This window comes from Enterococcus sp. M-BR2, assembly GCF_056612775.1.
The window spans coordinates 217,186-237,153 of the sequence record NZ_JBWQXK010000001.1 but is presented as its reverse complement, the minus strand read 5'-3'; the positions used below and the strand labels follow the sequence as shown (position 1 = coordinate 237,153).

General features: G+C 36.9%; 22 protein-coding genes and 3 pseudogenes. 23 read left to right on the top strand and 2 right to left on the bottom strand.

What is annotated here, in order from left to right:
- The first annotated feature begins 190 nt into the window (after positions 1 to 190).
- The 18 genes and pseudogenes from ltrA to ssb all read left to right on the top strand — a co-directional run bounded on the left by ltrA (position 191) and on the right by ssb (position 17,397).
- Entirely contained in the window at positions 191 to 2,068 is a 1,878-nt protein-coding gene (gene ltrA / locus AC1F25_RS13605; protein WP_479994365.1) for a group II intron reverse transcriptase/maturase, read from the top strand.
- A 130-nt stretch (positions 2,069 to 2,198) separates the two neighbouring features.
- Positions 2,199 to 2,576 (top strand): annotated as a pseudogene (locus tag AC1F25_RS13600) (ATPase); the annotation flags it as partial.
- Positions 2,576 to 3,781, top strand: a complete 1,206-nt coding sequence (locus tag AC1F25_RS13595; protein ID WP_479994364.1) for a glucosaminidase domain-containing protein — start codon at positions 2,576 to 2,578, stop codon at positions 3,779 to 3,781. The pseudogene AC1F25_RS13600 and the gene AC1F25_RS13595, both read left to right, overlap by 1 nt.
- A gap of 15 nt (positions 3,782 to 3,796) precedes the next feature.
- The gene (locus AC1F25_RS13590) at positions 3,797 to 4,441 is read left to right on the top strand and encodes a hypothetical protein (protein WP_002330620.1); all 645 of its coding nucleotides are present in this window, start codon (positions 3,797 to 3,799) and stop codon (positions 4,439 to 4,441) included.
- Between the two features lie 10 nt (positions 4,442 to 4,451).
- Positions 4,452 to 5,258 (top strand): hypothetical protein, encoded by an 807-nt coding sequence (locus tag AC1F25_RS13585; protein WP_010728920.1) that lies wholly within the window; start codon positions 4,452 to 4,454, stop codon positions 5,256 to 5,258.
- A gap of 22 nt (positions 5,259 to 5,280) precedes the next feature.
- A complete protein-coding gene (locus AC1F25_RS13580; protein ID WP_002304981.1) occupies positions 5,281 to 5,511 on the top strand; it encodes a hypothetical protein in 231 nt (76 codons plus the stop codon).
- 514 nt (positions 5,512 to 6,025) lie between these two features.
- Positions 6,026 to 6,322 (top strand): hypothetical protein, encoded by a 297-nt coding sequence (locus tag AC1F25_RS13575; protein WP_479994363.1) that lies wholly within the window; start codon positions 6,026 to 6,028, stop codon positions 6,320 to 6,322.
- 1 nt (position 6,323) lies between these two features.
- On the top strand, positions 6,324 to 6,746 hold the full coding sequence (locus tag AC1F25_RS13570; protein WP_081185852.1) for a hypothetical protein: 423 nt from the start codon (positions 6,324 to 6,326) through the stop codon (positions 6,744 to 6,746).
- 18 nt (positions 6,747 to 6,764) lie between these two features.
- Complete coding sequence (gene mobP2 / locus AC1F25_RS13565) at positions 6,765 to 8,357, top strand: MobP2 family relaxase (protein WP_021109222.1); 1,593 nt, start codon at positions 6,765 to 6,767, stop codon at positions 8,355 to 8,357.
- 11 nt (positions 8,358 to 8,368) lie between these two features.
- Entirely contained in the window at positions 8,369 to 8,704 is a 336-nt protein-coding gene (locus AC1F25_RS13560; protein WP_002310991.1) for a hypothetical protein, read from the top strand.
- A gap of 145 nt (positions 8,705 to 8,849) precedes the next feature.
- Entirely contained in the window at positions 8,850 to 9,044 is a 195-nt protein-coding gene (locus tag AC1F25_RS13555; protein WP_002293517.1) for a hypothetical protein, read from the top strand.
- Positions 9,045 to 9,056: 12 nt separating this feature from the next.
- On the top strand, positions 9,057 to 11,429 hold the full coding sequence (locus AC1F25_RS13550; protein WP_479994362.1) for an ArdC-like ssDNA-binding domain-containing protein: 2,373 nt from the start codon (positions 9,057 to 9,059) through the stop codon (positions 11,427 to 11,429).
- A gap of 60 nt (positions 11,430 to 11,489) precedes the next feature.
- Complete coding sequence (locus AC1F25_RS13545; RefSeq protein WP_479994361.1) at positions 11,490 to 12,950, top strand: toprim domain-containing protein; 1,461 nt, start codon at positions 11,490 to 11,492, stop codon at positions 12,948 to 12,950.
- A 10-nt stretch (positions 12,951 to 12,960) separates the two neighbouring features.
- Entirely contained in the window at positions 12,961 to 15,165 is a 2,205-nt protein-coding gene (locus tag AC1F25_RS13540; protein ID WP_479994386.1) for a type IA DNA topoisomerase, read from the top strand.
- A gap of 15 nt (positions 15,166 to 15,180) precedes the next feature.
- Positions 15,181 to 15,330: a hypothetical protein gene (locus AC1F25_RS13535; protein ID WP_002295632.1), complete on the top strand. Its 150-nt coding sequence runs from the start codon at positions 15,181 to 15,183 to the stop codon at positions 15,328 to 15,330.
- Positions 15,331 to 15,404: 74 nt separating this feature from the next.
- Complete coding sequence (locus tag AC1F25_RS13530; RefSeq protein WP_002296244.1) at positions 15,405 to 15,998, top strand: type IV toxin-antitoxin system AbiEi family antitoxin domain-containing protein; 594 nt, start codon at positions 15,405 to 15,407, stop codon at positions 15,996 to 15,998.
- A 12-nt stretch (positions 15,999 to 16,010) separates the two neighbouring features.
- Positions 16,011 to 16,909: pseudogene (locus AC1F25_RS13525) on the top strand (nucleotidyl transferase AbiEii/AbiGii toxin family protein).
- Positions 16,910 to 16,911: 2 nt separating this feature from the next.
- On the top strand, positions 16,912 to 17,397 hold the full coding sequence (gene ssb, locus AC1F25_RS13520) for a single-stranded DNA-binding protein (protein WP_002310999.1): 486 nt from the start codon (positions 16,912 to 16,914) through the stop codon (positions 17,395 to 17,397).
- Between the two features lie 140 nt (positions 17,398 to 17,537).
- On the opposite strand, the gene comI is transcribed toward ssb, so the two are convergent.
- Positions 17,538 to 17,642, bottom strand: a complete 105-nt coding sequence (comI, locus tag AC1F25_RS13515) for a competence inhibitor ComI (RefSeq protein WP_008274030.1) — start codon at positions 17,640 to 17,642, stop codon at positions 17,538 to 17,540.
- A 173-nt stretch (positions 17,643 to 17,815) separates the two neighbouring features.
- Here comI and AC1F25_RS13510 point away from each other — a divergent pair, with 173 nt between their 5' ends.
- The 4 genes and pseudogenes from AC1F25_RS13510 to AC1F25_RS13495 all read left to right on the top strand — a co-directional run bounded on the left by AC1F25_RS13510 (position 17,816) and on the right by AC1F25_RS13495 (position 19,337).
- Complete coding sequence (locus tag AC1F25_RS13510) at positions 17,816 to 18,076, top strand: hypothetical protein (RefSeq protein WP_002295623.1); 261 nt, start codon at positions 17,816 to 17,818, stop codon at positions 18,074 to 18,076.
- Between the two features lie 448 nt (positions 18,077 to 18,524).
- A pseudogene (locus tag AC1F25_RS13505) lies at positions 18,525 to 18,632 on the top strand (DNA helicase UvrA); the annotation flags it as partial.
- Positions 18,633 to 18,884 (top strand): hypothetical protein, encoded by a 252-nt coding sequence (locus tag AC1F25_RS13500; RefSeq protein ID WP_081185863.1) that lies wholly within the window; start codon positions 18,633 to 18,635, stop codon positions 18,882 to 18,884. It abuts the pseudogene before it with no gap.
- A 15-nt stretch (positions 18,885 to 18,899) separates the two neighbouring features.
- On the top strand, positions 18,900 to 19,337 hold the full coding sequence (locus tag AC1F25_RS13495) for a hypothetical protein (RefSeq protein ID WP_002287515.1): 438 nt from the start codon (positions 18,900 to 18,902) through the stop codon (positions 19,335 to 19,337).
- A gap of 110 nt (positions 19,338 to 19,447) precedes the next feature.
- On the opposite strand, the gene AC1F25_RS13490 is transcribed toward AC1F25_RS13495, so the two are convergent.
- Positions 19,448 to 19,675, bottom strand: coding sequence for a hypothetical protein (locus AC1F25_RS13490; RefSeq protein WP_479994385.1), 228 nt, complete (start codon positions 19,673 to 19,675; stop codon positions 19,448 to 19,450).
- Positions 19,676 to 19,772: 97 nt separating this feature from the next.
- Here AC1F25_RS13490 and AC1F25_RS13485 point away from each other — a divergent pair, with 97 nt between their 5' ends.
- Positions 19,773 to 19,943, top strand: a complete 171-nt coding sequence (locus AC1F25_RS13485) for a hypothetical protein (RefSeq protein WP_002293544.1) — start codon at positions 19,773 to 19,775, stop codon at positions 19,941 to 19,943.
- The last annotated feature ends 25 nt before the right edge of the window (positions 19,944 to 19,968 follow it).

Sequence of the window (19,968 nt, the reverse complement as noted above, 5' to 3'; positions counted from 1 at the left end):
GTAGTAAGAAATATGTGAATGACAAATAACTTACTTTAGTGATGGTGAAAGTAGAGTCACGACTGATGAAGGTTCTGTAATGGAACTGGAGGAACAGGCTCGATTCGTCTGTAAAAGTCATGAAACCCGTTCAACCATGGGATTCTCGTATGACTAAAAAGGTCACGAGCCAATTGGAGCGTGATAAACCATGACAAAAGAAACAAGTCCAAAAGATAGGAAGTTGCGGCATGCAGAATATTATGGCATGACGGAAATCTTCGATAAGATATACTCCAAAAGTTTGAAGGGAGATAATTTCAAGAATCTAATGCAGATTATCATTTCTGATAACAACATTGTCCTAGCATATCGTAATATCAAGAGAAATCACGGTAGTGTGACAAGAGGAGAAGATGGAGTAACGATTAAAGATATTGAAAATCTCAACCGTAATGAATTCGTAGAAATTGTTAGGAAGCGATTCGCACATTATAACCCTCGGAAAGTAAGGCGTGTAGAAATTCCTAAATATAATGGTAAATTAAGACCGTTGGGTATTCCATCAATATGGGATAGAATCGCGCAGCAATGCATCTTACAAGTATTAGAACCAATATGTGAAACAAAATTCAATAATCACAGCTATGGTTTCCGCCCAAATAGATCAGCAGAACACGCAATAGCAGATTGTATGGCCCGAATGAATCAAAGTCACATGGAATATGTGGTAGATGTAGATATCAAAGGTTTCTTCGACGAAGTCAATCATACTAAACTCATGAGACAAATCTGGTCTATGGGTATACGAGACAAACAGCTTCTCTTAATCATTAGGAAAATGTTAAGAGCACCCGTAGTACTTCCAAATGGGAAGTTGATATACCCAACAAAAGGAACACCACAAGGCGGAATACTTAGCCCATTACTTGCGAACATCAATCTCAACGAATTTGACTGGTGGATAGCAAATCAGTGGGAGGAAAAAGATGCCAAAGAGCTAAAACATCATTTTAGGAAAAATGGAGCTTGGGATAAAGGTAATATCTATCACAAGCTCAGAAAGAGTACAACTCTAAAAGAAATATACCTAGTGAGATACGCAGATGATTTTAAAATTTTCTGTAGAAATTATAATGAAGCGAAAAAAGTTTTCTATGCAACTAAAATGTGGTTACAGGAGCGTCTAAAGTTACCAATATCTGAAGAAAAGTCAAAAATCACAAATCTTTCAAAAGAAGAAAGTGAATTTTTAGGCTTTACGATGAAATTAGTGACCAAAGGTAACAAAAAGGTTGTTAATACGCATATAGGTACAAAAGCACAAAGCATGATTAAAGTGAAACTAAAAAAACAAATCAAACGAATTCAAAAAAGTCCTAATAGCAAAGATACCTTTATCTATATTGGAGTCTATAACAGTATGGTTATTGGGATTCATAATTACTTCAAAATTGCGACTCATTGTAGTGTAGCAATGCGAAAAATTGCAAGAGAACTCAGACCAAGTTTTGAAATACGACTACGAGAACAAGGAATCTCAAAAGAAGGACAATACGGAAAGTACGAAGGATACAAGCCTTACCTACGGTCAGGACAAATACGATATATAAGAGGGTTTCCAATATTACCAGTAGGGTATATTCAACACAGACATCCGATGTGTAAAAAAAGAAATATTAATAAATACACCGAAGAAGGTAGGGAAGCCATTCATAAGAAGCAACAAACCGTAGAAGAATGGAAGATATCGTGGTTGTGTAGCAATCCAGTGCTTAGTAAGAGAGCAACGATTGAATTTGCGGACAATCGAATTTCAAAATTCATCGCTCAAAAGGGAAGATGTGCAGTAACAGGTGAGGAGCTTACCTTATCTGAAATGCATTGTCATCATATTATCCCTTATCATGAAAGCAAAAGTGATAGCTATGAAAACCTAGTGATTGTTACTGAGGAGGTTCATCGGGTAATACACGCTACACAAAGTGAAACGATTGAGGAACTTCTAAAATATCTAAAATTAAATCCAAAACAAAAAGAAAAACTCAATGAGTTGAGATTAAAAGTTGGTAACGAAGAAATAGCTTAATAAATATTTGTAGGACGGGAAAACAGAATGTCTTTTATAGACGAGGGAACGCCGTATGCGGTGAAAGTCGCACGTACGGTGTGGACTGGGGGAAAAGACGGAGATAATATCAAACTCTTACCTATCAGTATCGATTAATCCAGATTTTATTGAAACGGTAAATTATGTCACAAACTTTCAACGAGAAATGCGTAAAGTAGAAGCAATGACTGTTTTAGCTACACAATCCCCACAAGAAATGGTGCCAGAAAATATGTCTTCTGATAACTTCTCGAAACTGAAGAAAGTCTTTGAATTTTCTTCTACGAAGATCTTTATGCGTATGGATGAATCTATTTTACGTCATATAGAAGGATTAGTTGGTAAATCAATGACGAACTCAGAATTAGAATCCATTCCTCAACAAAATCAAGGAGACGCTGTGATCAATTTTGGCTCAAAAGAAACCATTCGTGTTCATTTTAGTCCGAACAAACGTCAATTAAAATTGTTTGATGGAGGAAAATAATGGAAAACCAAAATGAAAGTTTAATCAAGCAGTATGTTAAGCGTCGTGCAAAGCGACGCTTATTTTTGTGGTTGTTTGGTACTTCTGCAGGTTTGATTACTATTTTGATTACTGTGTTCGTGACCCTTTTTCTAATACTTGCGGCGGGTTCGATTGATAATTCTGATTCAGATTCAAGTAGTGGTGGCGAAGCTTTTACAGGAGAATATTCGGAAGGATTACCCATTTATAAAGAAATCAAAGGAAGAGGCCCTTTTTCTGATGAGATTGCGCAATATGCTGTAGGTGCAGCAGTGAAATATAAATTATTACCAAGTGTGATTCTTTCGCAATACGGTTATGAATCAGCGTTTGGTACGTCGGCGTCCGCAAGAAATGATCTCAACTATTTTGGGATTACTTGGTTTGATGGTTGTTTGTTTCCTAAAGGAACTGCACGAGGAATTGGTGGCATTGAAGGGGGCTGGTACATGAAGTTTCCCAACTCAAAAGCTGCATTCTCCTATTACGGCTTTATGGTAGCCACACAATCAAATTTTAATGCATGTGTAGGAAATAAAAGCCCTGGCGCAAGCTTATTGATCTTAGGACGAGGTGGTTATGCCGCTGCAGGAATTACTGAAGATAGTCCGTATTATACAGGTTGTATGTCAATTATCACTTCTAATAAATTAACCGAATATGATGAATTCGCGATGAAACATTGGGGTGAAGGTGGTAATGATAATGGCACAATTACTGGTGAATGGACGAATCCATTCCCTGGCAGCAGTTTAGATAAAAGTTCCTTCAGCGGTGGTCAATTATTTGGAACGAATCCAGGCGGTGAATTCCGTCCGAATGGCTTCCATGATGGATTAGACTTTGGTTCAGTTGATCATCCAGGAAGTGAGATTCATGCGGTTCATGGTGGAAAAGTCGTGTACGTTGGAAATCCTGGTATTTCAGGTTTAGGCGCATGTGTGATCGTGATCAATTACGATGGCTTGAATATGGTGTATCAAGAATTTGCGAATAGTACAGGAAATTCTCGTGTGAAAGTAGGCGATCAAGTGAAAGTTGGTCAAGTAATCGGGATACGAGATACAGCACACTTGCATTTAGGCTTCACTCGAATGGATTGGCGTCAAGCACAAGGACACGCATTCACAGATGATGGTACATGGATCGATCCATTACCATTTTTTAATAGCAGCAAAAAATAGATCAGGAGAAAAAATATGGAAAATAAAACTTTAAAAATCGTCTTAACAGCTGCAATTAGCGTTAGTTTAATCGGCAATATCGCGTTGTTTTGGCAGCTGAAAGAGGAACAAGCGACAAATACCTATAAAATTGAAGAAGTGGCTAAAAACGCGTCTGAGAAGCTCAAAAAAAATTCCTCTTCAGCGCAGGCAAAGATCGACAAGTTAAATCAAACCATCAATGAGAAAAACCAAGAAATCGATCAGCTGAAGCAACAAGATGGCACAAAAGCAAAAGAGGAAGTCACTGAAGCACAAAGAAAGACGGCAGAAGAGTTCGGTCAATTGGCCATTGATAAATCATTAAGCAGAAATGAATTAACGGAAAAACTAAAAGATGTCGCAACCCAAGAAGTGATCGACAAATTAAGTCCTGCAGACGATGATCACCAACATGATGATTACGGAAGTTACTCTTTTACATTAGGTGACGTGCAAACTTACGCTCAAACAAGCAGTGTAAAAGAGGAACAAAATTTTGTGGTATTTGTTGATTATACAATCGGCAATCCTCAATTTAAAGATGTCAAACCGCAAAAAATAAAAGGTGGATTAACTGTCACTGAAAAACAAGTAGATGGTCAATGGAAAGTCACAGACTTTAGTTATTTCACTCGTTAGGAGGAAGAAAATGAGTAAGAAAAAAGGAGCAAGACAACGTTTCAAAAAACGAAAAAGTTATCTTAGATGGCTGGGAATCTTTATGATTCTCGGCTTTTTGATTCTTGCTAGTCCGATTTACACACATAAAAAGGTAGACATACCAGATGAAGTAAGCACGAACGCATTTTTAAACACGAAGGAACTGACGATGGTTTCAAAAGAAAAAGGAGCGAACCAGCAATTAGTTTTTGAATTTGCGATTGACGATGAAGATCAAAGCTCATTAAAAGAACTGGCTAATCTTAATTATCGCGTAGAAGTAAAGACAGCTAAAGGAGATTATCAAGCAATAAAAGCCAAAGTGATTAAGGTGTCTAATGATTATTTTGCAGTGAAGCTATCGCATGTACCAGAAGAATATATTGCCATGCGTTTAACCATTATTCCTGAAAAAATTGATCCAAAAGTGGATATGCAAGAACCACAAGATCTGATTTATTACGTTCACGAAGATAAGGTTAAAGATCAAGTGAAAGATGAAGATTATGAACAACATGCGATGAATTACAAAGTGAAAGGATACAAGAAAGAACAAAAAGCAGCACAAAAACAAATTGAATCCTTCCAAGCAACCATTGATTTGAATGAAGAATTAGTGAAGAAACTAAAAGATCAATTGCCTTATCAAGTTGCAGACGATCAGGAAAATACTGAAAATAAGATTAATAGTTACCAGCAAGAAATTGAAACATCGAAAACGCAAATGAAAGATCAAGAAGAGATCATTCAAAAACTTCAAGAAAAAATTGATCGTATGACAAAAGAAAATATTTAGAAGAATAGGTGGAGTAAAAGAAATGAAGCGAGCGAACTTGGTCGGCAAAGATACTTTCGCTGAGCAGAAAGTATTGATTAAAGCCTATCTCAAAGTTGTAAAAGCTAAAGAAATATGTCAAGAAGTGAATTTATCTAACACAACAATATCTGAGTTGAAGAATGGTAGAAAGAGTTTAGATACCTTAAAATTCAGATCATTTGAAGCTTTGTATTTAGCTGCTAAAAAATATTTTACGGCTGAAAGAAAATAAAAACAGGAGGATTTTATGTGAAAAAAGTATATCAAAAATGTTTATGGATCAGCTATATCACCTTAGGTATAGCTGTTAATGAGATGGGAGAAAACATTAACCACGATTCTAACACAAACATCAAGCACATAAAACATTTAACACTCCTCCTTTCTGGCTGAAGATTTCAACCAAACAGGAAGACAGCGTATCAATTATAGCATACACTTTTTCTTAAATTCATTTTTCATATGACAAATTATTTCCTTCTAATCGACAAAGTTAGAAGGATTTTTTATTGTCTAAATACACAAATAACCTTAATTTTTAAAGAGCATAAGGAAACGTGGGAACACTTTTTAAAAAAAGTGTTCCAATAGGCTGTGCCTATTACGTTTCTCAAAAATAAATGTGGGAACAAAATATTTAAAAATAGGATAGTGAAAGGATAGTGAAGGATAGTAAAAGGAGGGTAGTAGGATAGCAAAAAGGATAGGATCCTTTTCGCTATCCTTTTTAAATTGGAGGAATTAATATGGAAGTAAGAATAAGAAATGTGGATGAGAAAATCGTAAGAGAAATTGATCGAAGATGTGACGAACTAAGTAACCGTACGGGTAATAAATGGAGTCGTAACGATTATTTAAAATTACTAATAGAAAATGATTTTGATCGTCCTTTGATGGAATATAAAAAAGAAAAGTTTGATCAGTTATTAGAAAAGTTTTCAGAAATTCAAAGCTATAACACAAAGATATTAGATGAATATGTTAGCCAAAACAATCGTATTTTAGAAATCTTGATCGAGCAAAATAGAGGAAGTGAACTTTGATATGGCAAAGGTTATAGACAAACACATTTATTTTCACCAAACACATATCGATGTGTTGGATGAGATTATTTCTACTCATGCAGAAGTTAAAAACTATAGTGAAGCCGTTCGGTTTCTATGTATGAATTATGATCCAGAAATGGAGAAAAAGGTAAATTCCAATCAAGCAAAGTTGAATGGAATGAGTAAAGAAATTTCTATTTTAACCCAAATGGTTTCAGAGTTTGCAGATCTTCATTTGAAAGATACAGGAATACTAATTGGTACAAATTCAACGGTTTACCAAGAAGCAAAAGAACGTGTGGAAGGAAAAATTAAATCTAATCAAACCAAAAAATATTCCCCTCAGTTGAAGAAACCTGTGAATGAATCTGTTTATGCCAGAGTAGATCCATTTGATCCAACGAAGATTCTAAAAAGATAAAAGTAGAAGGGGAACATGATGAATAAATCGCCTGCAGTCATTCTCACTTGTCAATTTACCTTGCCCAATAAAAAATCTTTTTCAACATACATTGATTATATGACAAGAGAAAAAGCGCTGGAAGAAATGGAACGACGTACGCCTGAAGAAGAACAGGAACTGCAACGAATCAAGAATGCTTTAGAGGATTTTTATATTCCTGAAGGAGAAACTTTTTCGGAGAGTAAGACGGATAAAGAATTCAGCGAAACGTCGAATGAAGCTCAATCTTTGATGGGAAATGGAATCAACTTTGACAAGTTAGAGGAACAAGATTTTACCAAATATCTTTCTTATATGACCCGTCACTATGCGTTAGAACAAAAGAAAGAACTGACGCAAAGTGAACAAAAAGAATACCAACGCTTGAACCAAGCAATAAAAAAATATCAAACAGAGCCACACAAAAAAGCTTCAGGAAACCTTCCTGGAGTTTTTTCTATGGCTTCAGACGAAGTGAAAGGAAGTGATCTGAAGGAGATTAAGCAAATCTTCCAAAGAGGACAACAAAAAGGCTCAATCATTTATCAAGATGTTGTCTCTCATGATAATTCGTATCTTGAAAAAATAGGATTGTACGATCCCAAAACAGATACTTTAGATGAAGAAGGATTAAAAGCAGCTGGAAGAAAAATGATGGAGACATTATTCGAGAAAGAGCAACTGAACGAAACAGGCTACTGGATGGCAACGATTCACCGTAATACCAAACATATCCATATTCATTTTGCAGTTGTTGAAAAAGAAAATACGCGTAAACCTTACACGGAGGTTGAAAATGGTGTGAGTTATATCGTACCGAAAGGTAAGAGAAGACAAGCAACATTAGACGCAATGAAGACCAATTATGTACATGAGTTAGAACGTTTTTCTTATGAAAAGGATCGAATGATTGGTATGGAGAAACGAAATTTATTGACGCGGAAAAGTGATTTGCGTAACACCTTAACAAAAGTGGTAAAAGAGCCAGCGCGTTACGATCGACACGCAATGAACTTATTAAATGAAGTATATAAAACCCTACCTGACAAACGTTCAGAATGGAATTACGGGGATGAAAAACGAACCAAACTTTCACCATACACAAGAGAGAAACTCGATGAGTTAACCAAATATGTTTTAACAAAAGAACCTGAATATCAAGAATATATACAGATTTCAAAAGCATTGAAAGAAGAAGCAAAAAGTCTTTATGGGGAAAGCAAAAGAGAATCAAAGGATGCAGAAAAAAACGCCCTCTTTGATTTAAAAAAGCGCACAGGAAATGCCATCCTAACAGAACTGAAGAGACAAGATAGTCAAATAAAACCATTAATAGAAGGTGTCGATCAGATGCAATCTATTTACAATGAACGATCCTTCCGAACACTTAAACAGTTGCCAACAAATGAATACAAGTATAGTTACGAAGAATTCATGAAGCGGAGGAAACAATTCCAACAAAGAGTTGTCACGCAACGGAGTTTGCGTCAATTAAATCGAACGATTAATGCCCATGAAGAAAAATACCACGCCAGTAAAGCATACGAAGAGCAACAACGAAGAATTCAAATGGAACAAGAAAGACAGTAGGAGGAATAGCAATGAAACAATATTTAGATCAATGGAAAGTTATAGAAGGATCATTAAGAGAAGAACGAATCGAACAACTTCCCGATTGTTTAGAAAAAGAGCATTTGTTTCAGATAAGAGAAATGTTGAGAAACGAACAGTTTGATCCAAATCAATTTTTAGTCGTTGAGTACCCAGCTACTGGTGTGTACTGTTGTAATCATGTGAAGGGTGAAAAATATTTTATCATTCAAGAATATGAAGGCAAGTTAGCGCCTTATTATACTACTTGGGAAATGAATGAAGAGGGGATCAATAACTTCCCGTGTAAAAGCATTGAAGAGTCTATTTCACTCACAGAATGTTAGTTGTTAAGTGAATAAAAGAAGTAAAAGAGTCCTGAACGTAATTGTCCAGGACTCTTTTTTTCAATGAATTGTTTTCCGCCAATTCAATGAGTGGTGCGATTTCCGACTACATTATATCAAAAGAAAGAGAAGGGAGGAAGAAGAAATGGCTTATTCAACTATTGGAGTTGTTGTTGAAAAAAGCAGAGACAATCTCGTTTTTGTGACAGAAATTCAAACAGGTAGATCTTTTGTCGTCACAGACAAAGCGGCAAAAGCTTATCGAAGTGGCGATATTTTAGCGTTAAATCTGATTACAAAAACGTTCGTTGATGCAGTAGAAAATTATCCATTTGTTTAGGAGGAAACGGACATGGCAGAAGAAAAAGAACCACTAGACAATAGTCGTTTGGGAAAATCCAAAAGAAAATTAGCACGATTGCAAAATGAATTAAACGAACAAATTGAGAAGATGTTTGAACACCAGAGAAAGACAAACGGTCAGCCAATGAACGATAAGAGAAATGGGCATTCTTGGTTTAGGCAACAAGAACGTTTAGAAAACAAAATGCATAGTCTGAGAGAAGAGATCAAGCAACAAGAAAAACAGTTAGAAAAACTTGAAAGACAAGAAGAGCTAAAGGAAATGGGCTATAACAAGTACGGCGGCTTGGATATGACAATCGAAAATATTCCAAGAATCAAAGAAGAAATCGAACGCTTTGAAAAAGGTGAATCGACTTTTTCAGCCGCTACGATCCGAAAATACCAACGAAAATTGGAAACATTAGAACAGCTGAAAGAAAAATCAGAGAAAGGAAAAGAAAATATTCTTCCTGAAGTACAAGCGATCATTGACAGCGGACGAGTGACGCAATGGAAAAAGAATCCAACTATCTATTTTCTGAAAGGCTATCGAAAAGTCGCTTTAGAACTCAATGAAAACGGCGAATTTGAAGCGTCAAAAAAATACCAAGCCACGTCGGAAGAAGAAAAGGCAGCTGTTCGTGAATTACTTGAAGAGGCTAGACCAATTGATTCTGTGAAAGAGAAAGAAATCGATCATTTCTATCGAGTAGAATTCAACGAAAATGATCCAGAAAAAGGATTGAAAAGTTATGGTGGGGAGATCGTAACATTCGAATTGATTGATCAACTCAAAACGTTGGATAACCAATACGCCGCAGAAGCAGGTTATTATAAATTCTATTTTGAAGAAGTGAAGAACGGAGAAGTAGTCGATCAGATCCGAATGGATCTAGGGGATGGCGTCAACAGTAATCAACCCATCTATTTAGAGTTAGCAAAATTGTGCGAACAAGTACCTGAGAAGGAACAAAAACAATCGGTCAAAAATGAACCTGTTTCGAAAGAAGAAATGCAGTCGAAAGAAACAAAAACAAAACAAAAGGGCTATCAAAAACGAACGGCAGAAGAGATTAAACAAGAAGTTAAATCCCTTTCGCAACAGGCACTGGATGCGGTGAAAAAGCATACCCATTCTCCTGAAGACGTCAAAGAACTTTTGAACTTTATGTCTCGTTTTCCAGAACGATCCTTTAGAAATCAATTATTGATTGAGGAACAATTTCCAGGTGCAACGGCTTGTTTAGGTCGTGCCGCGTTGAAAAAAGAAGGAATCTATATCAAAAAAGGGGAACAAGGGAACAAGATCTTTGTCAGAAAAACGGTCAAAGGATTTTATGAGAAAGGACGTGGCTTTGTTCGAGAAACAGAAGCTACACCAGAAGATAAAAAACGAATCGAAAGTGGTCAAATCGAAGTGATCAAAAAACCTTACTACACGATTGAAAAAGTGTTTGATATCACACAAACACAATTGAAGCCTGAAGACTATCCGAAAATCTTCCCGAACCGCGTCTTTGATTTTCAATTGGATAAAACAGGGCAGACAGAACTTCAAGTTGGGATTCAAGCGGTAGCCAAAAATATTGGAATTCAAATTCGAGATATGACAGAAAGTGAAGTCTATCAAAGAGAATTAGGACAAGCACGTGGGGCGTACGTTCGTAACGAATTTACTGGCGAAGAAGAAATCGTCATGAATACTCGAAATACTCCTACGCAGCATTTAGCCACAAGTATTCACGAATTAGCCCATGCTAGAATGCACAAATTTTCAGAATTAGATACCGCAACTAAAGAACTACAGGCAGAAATGACCTCCTATATTGTGTGCAAGCATTTTGGGATGGACACCTCGGAGAAAGCTATTCCTTATATTGCGACATGGACGAAGAATGGTCAGACGTTGGATGATAAGGAAGCTGCGGAACGTGGGAAAATCATGAATGATGTCAGTCGTGTCGCAAATGAATTCATTCAAACCATTTCTAATGAAATCAATCAATACAGAGAAAGAGAACCAGAGATCCAGCCAGCAGAAGTGAAGCAGGAGCATAAAAATACTTTAGAAACGCCAGAGAATAAGAATATTGTGCCCGTTGGTTCACTTTGGATCGACAAGAAAGACGGGAAAGTAATGGAAGAAGATACGGGTCGAACGTTACATTTGAAGGATGCGGCGTTTATTGAAGATCCGCAGCATAATCAAGTGATTTTAAAAGGAAAAAGTTATGGAAAAGAGATCCAAACGGCGTTACCTTCAGAAGAATTTGCGCTAGGAAATCCATTCCGATTTTCACTTGAAACAGTGTCAGAAGTGGCCAAACGAAAAAATGAAATCTATTGTGAACAACAATTGTCACAAAAAGAACGTGTATAAAAAAAGTAAAAAAGACTATCTGAAAAACGGATAGTCTTTTTTCTTTTGGGAGGTTTGAAAATGACCGAGAAAAAAATGAGTCTTATTGATCGATGTAAACAGATCGATATAGTGGATTTTGCTCGAAACAATGGAATGGCTGTAGTCAATAAAGGACGAGACTATCGCTTAGAAGACCATGATTCATTTGTTTTTGATCGAAGAAAACAACGTTTTTATTGGAACAGTCAAAATATTAGTGGCGACATTATTGAATTAGCTAAACTTTTTTTCATAGACAAAGAGATTCAAGACTCTAAGCAACAATTTAAAGCAGCCACAGATTTTATTCTAAAGAATGAAGACAAAACAGAACGAGTAGAAAATCTTCATTTTGAGACAGAAAAGTACAAAGATCACCCCGTTGATTATCAACCACTCACAGAAAAAGGAAGGAATTATTTGAAGGAAGAACGAAAACTGGCCGATTGGTTGATTGATTATGCAGAAAAAGAAGGATTGATCGCCGAACTAAAGCCAAAACATGAACGGCAAAATTTCTTAGTTCGAGACGATCGTTTGGATCATGCGGTCGCCTTTTTATGGAAAGATCCACAGACAAAAGAGAGAGTAGGGGCGAGTTATCAAGGAACATTCATTGATTATGAACGTTTTGGTGAGAGAGGCACATATAAGCATATAGATAAAAATTCGACAGCGAATCATGGATTTAACCTAAAGATCGGTGACCCTAAACAGTTAAAATTTTTTGAGAGTAGTATTGATTTACTTAGCTATGCTGCACTGAATCGTGATCAGTTAAACGATACGTGGTTAGTCTCTATGGAAGGGTTAAAACACCATGTGATCAGTCACTATTTTGGTGAGGCAGTATCTGAATTGAGAAAGAAACAAGCCTTTCCTCAATCCATTGAGATTTGTGTGGATAATGACCGTGCAGGACATATTTTCTACGAAAAAGAACAATTAATGGGCGCAGTTGATCCATTTACGAATCAGAAAGTACGTTGTGAACGAGGAATCGCTAATGATTGGCAAGTGCCAAAAGAATACAAAGTCATTTATGAAGAAGTTGCAAAAGAAATGAAAGTTGAACCTGAAGCAATTATGGCCATACACAAGACAGAAAACAATCTGCAATTAACGAACCAACTGGTTTCCGCTCACAAAGTAAATGCGTCTTTTGGTCAGCAGCTTTCTGTTAACGATTCAATAGAAGCTATTAATTTGAAAGATATTTGTAGAGAAGTCGCAAAAGAATTAAAAGGTTGTGAACGCGTGGATGGTACGTACGATTTTGATCGTTTTTATCAAGAAAAAGGGGATATTAATGCTCAGATTCTTTTCTCTTATAAAGCAGAACAATACTACAAAGGCTATAAAAATCATGAACATGAATTTGTACCTGAAGTAAAAAAGGATTGGAATGATCAATTGAAGCATGAAATCCACCAACAAGAGATCAGAAAGCAAAAACGTGCGATGTTGTTTCAACAAGGCAAACAACAAGAAAGGGAGTGAAATCGTCATGATGAAAACCGTTATTTTAGCAGAAAAGCCGTCACAAGCGAAAGCTTATGCCGATAGCTTCTCTAAAGCCACCCGAAAAGACGGGTATTTTGAAATCCAAGATAGATTGTTTCCTGGTGAAACTGTGATCACGTATGGTTTTGGTCATTTAGTCGAGTTAGATTCGCCCGATATGTACGATGAAAATTGGAAACAATGGTCATTAGAGCATTTGCCTATTTTACCTACACATTATCACTATCATGTTCCTAAAGATAAGAAAAAGCAATTCAAGGTGGTGAAACAGCAACTTCAATCGGCCGACACCATTATTATTGCGACAGATAGCGATCGTGAAGGGGAACTGATAGCTTGGACGATCATTCAACAAGCAGGCGCCGATCATGGAAAGATATTTAAAAGACTTTGGATCAACTCCTTAGAAAAAGAAGCCATTTATCAGGGATTCCAGCAATTACGAGACGCAGAAGAGACCTATCCCAAATTTGAAGAAGCACAAGCACGCCAGATCGCTGATTGGTTGATCGGCATGAACGGCAGCCCACTGTATAGTTTACTCTTGCAGCAAAAAGGCATACCAGGAAGTTTTTCCTTAGGCAGAGTCCAAACCCCAACGCTTTACATGATTTATCAGCTGCAGGAAAAGATTAGAAACTTCCAAAAAGAGCCTTATTTTGAAGGAAAAGCCCAAGTAATCGCTCAAAATGGCGCATTTGATGCGAAGCTTGATCCGAATGAAACCCAAGCGACGCAAGAAGCATTTGAAGATTATTTAAAAGAAAAGGGGGTTCAATTGGGAAAACAGCCAGGTACGATCCACCAAGTTGAAACCGAGAAAAAAAGTGCGGCAAGTCCACGTCTTTTTTCTCTATCCAGCCTTCAGTCTAAAATGAATCAGCTCATGAAAGCTAGTGCCAAAGATACTTTGGAAGCCATGCAAGGGTTGTATGAAGGGAAATATCTAAGCTACCCACGAACAGATACCCCTTATATTACAGAAGGGGAGTATGCGTATCTGTTGGATCACTTAGACGAATACAAACACTTTTTAAAGGCCGAAGCCATTCCTACTCCTATTCATACACCGAATAGTCGATATGTGAATAATAAGAAAGTCCAGGAACATTACGCGATCATTCCTACAAAAACGGTCATGACGGCAGCGGCTTTTGAACAATTAAGTCCACTGCAGCAGGCCATTTATGAACAAGTGTTAAAAACAACGGTGGCCATGTTTGCGGAAAAATATACCTATGAAGAAACAACGATCTTGACGCAAGTTCAGCAGCTTCAGTTAAAAGCAATCGGAAAAGTGCCGGTAGATCTAGGTTGGAAGAAGTTATTTGGAAAAGAGAGCGACGGAAAAGAGAAGGAAGAAGAGCCGCTACTTCCTAAAGTGACAAAAGGAGAAATGGTGACGGTAGATCTACAAGTCCTTGAAAAAGAAACCAAGCCACCACAACCTTATACCGAAGGTACGTTGATCACTGCGATGAAAACAGCTGGGAAAACCGTGGATAGTGAAGAAGCGCAATCCATATTGAAAGAAGTAGAAGGAATCGGTACAGAAGCGACACGGGCAAATATTATTGAAATCTTGAAACAAAAGGAATATATCAAGGTAGAGAAAAATAAGCTCGTGGTGACGAATAAAGGGATTTTGCTTTGCCAAGCCGTGGAAAAAGAGCCGCTGCTTACGAGCGCCGAAATGACCGCCAAATGGGAAAGCTACTTATTAAAGATTGGAGAACGAAAAGGAACACAAACCACTTTTCTAGCTAATATCCAAAAATTTGTCTCTCACTTATTGGAAGTCGTACCAGGGCAAATCCAATCCACTGATTTTGGATCGACGTTACAAGAAGTGAAAGCAGCCAGTGAAAAGCAAGAAGCCGCGCGTCATTTAGGAATTTGTCCAAAATGCCAGGAACAAGAAGTCATACTTTATCAAAAGGTGGCAGCATGTACGTCTGAAGTCTGTGATTTTAAATTATGGACAACGATTGCCAAAAAGAAACTCACAGCGACACAGCTGAAGGAGATTATTCAAAATAGCCGAACAAGCCAACCAGTGAAAGGGTTAAAAGGTCAGAAGGGTTCGTTTGAAGCAACGATTGTTTTAAAAGAAGACTTCACTACAGGCTTTGAATTTTCTGAAAAGAAAAAAACGAACTTCAAGAAAAGAACACGACGCACTACAAAATAATGGAGGGTTAATCTTATGCGTAATACAACACACAAACAACAAGAAATCGAAAATCAAAAAGCCAAAATTCGTTCAGAACAGGAAAAAATGCGTGCCAGCAAACGAAGACTGCAGCAATTAAAGAACCAGCAGCGGATTCAAAAAGAAATTGAATTAGATCGATAGACATTAACCTTGTTACAAATACACTATCATGATATATTTAATGTAGTTTATTTGTAACAAAAGGGGGGAAGTAAATGCAAGAGAAACTGAAAGAATTGTTGGCTATTCGCGATGGAAATTTATCTATGAAGGAAGCCAGAAAATTAGGAATCGCAGCAACCACTGTACAAAGATTGGTGAATCAAGGAAAATTGATCAAAGTTGATCGTGGTTATTATGTAGAAGATGGTCATGGAATAGATGATTTATTTTGGCTTCAGCAACGATTTTCCAGGGGAATCTTCTCTCATGAAACGACTTTAGATATTTACCAGCTTTCTACGAATATGCCGAAATTCATTCACTTAACTTTTCCCCATGGCTATAACGTTGATCGTTCAATTACAAAAGAGCAGCAGTTACAATTTCATTTCGTGAAGAAAGAAGTTTATGAACTAGGAAAAGTAGAGGGAACTTCCTTTCAAGGAAATCCTATTACTATGTATGATAAAGAGCGTACACTTTGTGATATTTGGAATCCGAGATATGAAATTGAATATGAAATGAAATTAGAAGCATTAAAAGAGTACATGGAAGACCCATTGAGAGATCCAAGTAAATTAAGAGATTACATGACAAAACTACATGTAGAAAAAGAAATGAAATACCACATGCAAAGCTTATATTGATGGAGGAAAAAGATGACACCGACACAATTTGCAGCAAAAACAAGAAATTTAGCAAAGAGTACAGGATTAAATGCACAGTTAGTGCAACGGCATTTTATGATGGATCGTCTAATTGAACAAATTTCTGAATCAAAGTACAAAAATGACTTCATTTTGAAAGGCGGCTTTTTATTAGGATCAAAATATGGAATCGATAGAAGGACAACAATTGATATCGATACGACATTTAGAAATAGCAAATTAACTGAAGAAAAATTGAAGAGCATTTTTAATGATTTAACTAGAAAACCCACAAAAGAAGGCATTGTTTTCTCTATTCAAGGAATGAAGGAAACAAGAGAAGCCGATTTTTATCCTGGATTTCAAATTAAATTGGTGGCTAATTTAGAGAAAGTACGTGTACCGTTTAAAATGGACGTGACAACAGGAGATTCTATTTATCCTGAAGTAGATACACACTATCACCAATTAATGTTTGAAGATAAAAAAGTGGAGATTCCAGCTTATCCAACAGAACAAATTATTGCAGAAAAGCTAAGTGCTACGTTCAGCTTTGGCACAGATAATTCGAGAGCAAAAGATTACTACGACTTATTTACCATTCCGAAACTAGAAAATATTGATACGAAAGAGTTATACAAAAGTGTTCGAAATACATTTACAAAACGTGGAGATACAAAGCCTTTATCCTTTTATTATGAAAGAGAAATGGATAAGATCAGGGGAAAGACTATTTGGAAAAGCAGTGGGAAAAATATCGCTCAGTTAACACGTTTGCGAATTCCATTTCATTTGCAGATACAGTCAACGAAATTGATCACCTAATGAAAAGTGTGATCAAAATTGAAAATCAAGAAAGAAAAAGGCAGTTTAAAAGATCACAACAAATGAATCAAGAAATGGAGAGATAAAGATGATTAATAATGTAACTTTAGTAGGACGGTTAACCAAAGATCCAGATTTACGTTATACCGCAAGTGGCACAGCAGTGGCCACTTTTACCTTAGCCGTTAATCGTAATTTCACGAATCAAAACGGCAATCGAGAAGCCGATTTTGTCAACTGTGTGATTTGGCGCAAACCAGCAGAAACGATGGCGACATTAGCTAAAAAAGGCAGCTTGATTGGCGTTGTCGGACGGATTCAAACCCGAACCTACGATAACCAACAAGGACAACGTGTGTATGTGACAGAAGTTGTAGCTGATAACTTTCAACTATTAGAAAGTAAAGCAACGACAGAGAGCCGTGCGCACGCTGATCAATCGTCCAGCAGTCCAAGCCCTACCACCTTTGAACAACGGGATGTAGCTACGCCTAACAACAATGGATTGAACGCTTCACAAAATCCATTTGGCGGACAATCAATCGATATTAGTGATGATGATTTACCATTCTGATTGTAAAAGATCAATAAAGTTGTTATAATGGATACGAAAAGAGGAGTTGCGCTAACAACTCCCCTAACAGCACCGTTTAAGACGGTGACCAGCTTAATATTATTTTTGAAAAATAATCGTCGACCGGCTAAAGCTGACGGTTATTTTTTTTGATTGTTGTTTACAACTGCTAAGATTCCAAAAATGATTGTTGCGATCAAAGAACCGAAACTAATCATTAATCCTAGCGCCGTTTCAACAGGCAAAAGGCTTCTCCTTTCTGTAAGATTTTGGAAGTACGCACATACGCACCACCTCACTTTCAATCGGATAGCCACCGTCACAAACTTTACTGTCTTGATCATTATAGCATATCTAAAATCGAATAAAAATTCTCAATTTTAACTGTTTTTGCTATAATTTTAGCGAGGTGATCGTGATGAACAAATATGTTGGTTTGCTTGATAAAATCCGAGTAATAAAAACACAACCATTATTGGTTCGCTTTACTTTACAAACAATTCATGAATCGATTAATTGTGTAGTTGCAGATATTGAAATTATCGATAAATTGTTAATTATGGATGATGGAAAATACAATATTGCCGTCACAGGTCATTTCAATAAACGGAATCAATTAGTCATTGAATCGATGCAAATTAGAAACCCTGATCATTTTACGCGATCAATGGGCATATAAATAAAAGAAGAGCTGCAATCCTAATGTAGGACTGCAGCTCTTTTTGTTTTACATAGAAACAGGAAGAAAGGGAAAGGCCTGTTTAGGAAGGCACAAGCGCCTTCTCAATTGAAAAACCTTTCTCTCACTCCAACCGCCACCGCCGTTCGAGAAGAAAGGAAGTGAACGTTGCACGTTCACTAAGATAAGGGGTCTTGCTTTGTAAGACAAAATAGGAAAAGCTTCCTCTCACCAAAAGGTTCGTTCCTGTTCGCTATCTCTTTATTGATTTGCCAGACCGGCAACAAGTTGCCTTTTATCACCAAAAAGCGACAAGGACAAGGGTAAATGGCACGCTGCGCGCCCTTGTCCTTGTCGCTTTTCGTTGATTCATTCTGGCCAACAAATCAATAAAGAAAGAACTAACGAAAGGAAGTAAAACCTTTCCTAAGAGGAGGCAGAATCAATCATGCGAAAGAAATTTGATTATTGGGGTGTTCCCTTCAGCGAATTATTCCCAAACTATCATGCACCACATACTGTCGAATGCGATTGTGGAGAAAGGAAAGAAACGCTGATGAAAACACAACACAAATTATTGACTGTAAAAGAATTCGTTCAAATTTTGGTGGACAAAGAAGTCATTTCTGAAAAAGTAGCAGAAGCTTTACTTATTCCGCGGTACTGGACGATAGAAACCCCTTTAGTAGAGGATGCACCGACTATGCTATTTGAAGACCTAGTGAAGATTGCAGGATGTGAACTGCATTATCAAGAAAACTTGGAAACTTATGAAAACGAATATTGGTTAACCAAATTAGAGAACTAAAAAGGAGAAAAAAATATGGCTCAAAATTACTATGACGAATTTGTCAAATTACCTTTGGATAAAATGGCACAAAAAATGGAGGATATGACGTTCCTATACAACGAAACACGTGTTCCAAAAAAACATTATAAAGAAAAATTGTCGGTAGCTGTGGAAGAAATGATTGAATCAGGTGTCGAAATGAATCTTATTGCGACGTACTATCGAACACTGGAAGAACTGAAAAAGCAAAATGCAAAATGGTTTTTCCAAGCCTTACTATGCTTGGAAGTAGGTGTCAAACCAAGCACTATTAAACCTTCTGAATACCAAGCTTTAGAACTAACGTATGCGAAATTTATCGAAACGAAAAAAGCCAAGACTGTTTCAAGTGAATGGTTAGATTATTTTGAAAATATCAATAAGTATGGCGCATATTACACCATGAAAAAGGAAGACAATGAAAATGAATAAGGTGATTTATCAACTAACAACGGATTCCATATCAACGATTTGAAAGAAAAAAAGGTCAATAATCATTTATACCGAAAAGTGAGAATGTGTGAAATAAGGACAAAAAAAGCCTAGTAACTAAGGGGATGGTTCTTATTTCGCACCAACCGCCCCCGCCGCTTAGGTGGTGCGAAATAAACGGGCAAAGCCCGATAACTTAAGAGAAAGAAGGTGATCCATTTGAACAAGATTATTCCCTTATTGTTAGTACTGTTTGTTGGCGAAATACTTATGCGAGATAGTGCAGCTGTACAGTTAAACCTCGCTGTATTTTTGGTAATACTGGTGTTTTGTTTGATCTTTTGGCGGTTTGTATTAGTCCTCGTGAGTCTACTATTCAAGATGATTGCAGCCATATTTTTCATGGGGTTATTTCGATGAAAGGAGAGAGTACCAATGCCAATTGCAATAGGAAATAAACGGTTACCCGTGACATTAGATGAAAAGAGACAAAAAGAATTGCAGCAACTAAAGCAGAAGTACGGCAAAAGTGAATCCAGGATTATGTGTATTGCGTTAGATTTATTGATTGCCAAGAAAAAGCAGGATTTGAGGTACCAGCACTAAGAAAGTGACGTCACTTTTTATACTA